Annotated in this window: 3 protein-coding genes; all 3 read right to left on the bottom strand. The window is 70.1% G+C overall.

Features of this window, described 5'->3' with window-relative positions:
* Positions 1-472: hypothetical protein (locus HMPREF0731_RS24615; RefSeq protein WP_007006116.1), on the bottom strand; the 472-nt coding region annotated here is incomplete at its 3' end.
* 214 nt (positions 473-686) lie between these two features.
* Entirely contained in the window at positions 687-1271 is a 585-nt protein-coding gene (locus HMPREF0731_RS20375; protein WP_007006115.1) for a Uma2 family endonuclease, read from the bottom strand.
* Positions 1272-1724: 453 nt separating this feature from the next.
* Positions 1725-2578: tripartite tricarboxylate transporter substrate binding protein (locus HMPREF0731_RS20370; protein ID WP_007006114.1), on the bottom strand; the 854-nt coding region annotated here is incomplete at its 5' end.

Genomic DNA, 2578 nt, shown 5'->3' with positions numbered 1-2578 from the left:
CTGCCTCAAGGTCGGTGAATACCCTTCCGAGATTATACGGTCCGCACTCAAACAGGGTCCAAGACTCCGCGTCGGAGTCTGTGCTCCCGGCAGTCGAAATCTCGAACACCAACTTCCCACGCCACGCCCCTTCCCGATCGGCGGATGCATGCGCGGTCAGCGTGCCGGTTTCATGCCCCAGCACATCGGCATCGTAGCCAACGGGATGGCGACCCTCATCATCGAAGCGCTCTGCCCGCCAGAGAAGGCCGCCACCTGCGCGCCAGTCGATGTCGGGAGAGTTGAGCGCAGCGACCCTGCTGGAGATGTCGCGAAGTCGTCGGGCCACAGACTCGATGACGGCCGCTTCAGCAAAGAGGTCTGTCGCGGGGTCGCTGGCATCCGAAGACGCGACGCCCCGAAGAACGTCAGCGGAATCCTCAAGAACTTCGAGCATGGCTGTAACGCGAGCCCGGTCGTCATCGCGCAGCATCGGCCCACACCCCCGACATCCAGCTTCAAGGCTGCCCGCCCGCGGCAGACCTGCCGTCAGCAGCAAGCCCGGCCTTGAGTGTCCCGGCTGTCACTTGTGAACCTCAAGAACTTTGGAACTGTCGTGGTACAAGCGGACTGTCGCCTGCGGACATCCTTTGGACCAGGCCGTGGACAAGCGATAGATGTCTGGCGCCCCAGTATCTGCTGGCAGCCTAGAGGAACTCCTCGAAAGGGATGCGTAGCCCGGGCGCGACCAGCGGCTCCAAGAACCCGCCGAAGCAGATCGCCCGCTCCGACCGGAATGCCCCGTCGACAGGATCACGGAGGACCAGGGCTTGGCGCTCCGCGATGCCGATCAGCCAGAACTCCCGGATGCCGTGGAGGGCATAGAGGGGCACCTTGTCGTGCCGATTACAGGAGAGGGCGGACTCCGCCACCTCAACCAGCAGCAGGATGTCGTCCGCTCCCGGCAGGCGGTACCGGTAGCCATCCTGCCGGGGCGTGATGACCGAGATGTCGGGTGCGGCCTGCGTGTACTGGCCGAGTTGGACCGGCGCGTGTGACCTGACCTTGAGCCTCGGCTCGAGTGCCTCACGCAGGCGCCCTTCGAGCAGGTAGATGACCGAGTAGTGGTCGGGGAGCGTCGGCGCCATCGGGACGACGACCCCCTCGATGAGCTCAACCCGCGCGTGCCCTGGGGGCATCTCGGCTTCCGGCATCCGCCTGAACTCCTCGGCGGTGAACCGATACTGGCCTCGGGAGGCCACCTCGGCGGCCAGGGCAACGCCGTCGCGCATCGCTCGCCTCCTGAACGGGACCGTCCATATCGGCCATCGGCGGGCGGCAGCAACCACGAATCTGGACGCACCCCCGGAAGCCGATTGGCGGTCGGCCGCCAGACGGAAGCCAGTTGGCGGGGGGGCCGGGCAAGCCTGTCGCCTGTGGACACGACATGGGTCAGGAAATTCGGCTGTGGCCACGCTTTGGTCCGGGGCGTGGACAAGCGATGGGTAAGCGCCCCGCTAGAAATCAGCGACTTACAGGGATACCGTGGACAGGATATGTGGGAACCGACAGCGGCGGCTGAGGCGCAGCCACCCGGCGCCCGGGCGGAGACGGCGCGACCTTGGCCACACCCAGCTTCCCGCACGGCGTCCCTGGGCTGCGGGCGGGCGCGGACGGGGCTGGGACGCGACAACGCCGGGGGCACCGCCAGGGCCATCCCCGGCGGCGGCCGCTTGGCGCCTTCCTCACTCCACGCGGCCGATCCGCTGGACCGCGCGCGTCAGGCGCTGCGTGTCGGCGGCGACGAAGTCGCGGAACGCCGCGCTGTCCTGGTAGGCCAGCGGGCTGCCCGCGGCGTCGAGCGCGCGGCGCAGCGCCGCATCCTCGGCGCAGGCGGTGCGCAGCGCCTGGCCCCAGCGCTCCAGCACGGCGCCCGGCGTGCCGGCGGGCAGGAAGACGCCGGACCAGATGTAGAACTCGACCTCGGTCATGCCGAGCTCGAGGAAGGTCGGCACATCCTCGAAGCCGGCGATGCGCTCGCGGCCCCAGCAGGCCAGGGCGCGCAGCCGGCCGTCCCGCACATGCGGCAGGGCCGGGCCGGGGCCGGAGGCCAGCGCCTCGATCGTGCCCGACAGCAGCGCCGTCAGCGCCGGGCCGCCGCCCTGGAAGGGGACGTGCAGCAGGTCGATCGACGCCGCGCCGGTCAGCATCGCCATCGCCACATGCAGGGTCGAGTAGTTGCCGGCGGAGCCATAGGTGATGGCGCCCGGCCGCGCCTTCGCGGCCGCGACGAACTCGGCCAGCGTCTTCCAGGGCGCGCTGGCCGGCACCACCAGCACGGTGGGGTCGGCGGTGACCCGCGCCACCGGCACCAGCTGCTCCATGGTGTAGGCGGGGGTGCGGCCCATGATGCGCTCGCTCTCCGGCAGCACGCCGAGCGAGGAGAGCGCCATCAGCGCGGTGTAGCCATCCGGCGCGGCGCGGGCGACGCTGGCGCTGCCCAGGATGCCGCCGGCGCCGGGGCGGTTCACCACCGGCACCGCCTGGCCGAAGATCCGCTCCAGCGCGGCGGCGACCGGGCGGGCGGCGACATCCGCCT

Source organism: Pseudoroseomonas cervicalis ATCC 49957 (assembly GCF_000164635.1).
Lineage (GTDB): Bacteria > Pseudomonadota > Alphaproteobacteria > Acetobacterales > Acetobacteraceae > Pseudoroseomonas > Pseudoroseomonas cervicalis.
The sequence above is the reverse complement of the archived record's forward strand: the minus strand, read 5'-3'. Positions and strand labels throughout refer to the sequence as shown.